General features: G+C 65.2%; 1 pseudogene. It reads right to left on the minus strand.

Annotated elements, in window-relative coordinates:
- Positions 1-250 (minus strand): annotated as a pseudogene (locus O4G76_RS21195) (replication-associated recombination protein A); the annotation flags it as partial.

Below are 250 nucleotides of genomic sequence, written 5' to 3' on the forward strand. Positions count from 1 at the left end.
GATTTATGCAGCGCCGATATGAGGTTATAATGCTCATCGCCGGATTTGTCGTATTTCGCCGCCCGCCGCATCAGCCGCGTCGCCAGCGCCTCCCGGCCCAGAGGCTGCTCCACCTTCCAGGCGGCGACCTGCTCGATCAGATTTAAGAGCGCCCGCCCGTCGCCATCGGCCATCTGATGCAGCGCATCGCGCGCCTCGGGCAACAGCGGCAGCTTGCGTTCCAGCGCCTGTTCCGCACGCTGCGTCAGCC

Source organism: Limimaricola sp. G21655-S1 (assembly GCF_027213785.1).
In the GTDB taxonomy this organism is placed as follows: Bacteria; Pseudomonadota; Alphaproteobacteria; order Rhodobacterales; family Rhodobacteraceae; genus Limimaricola.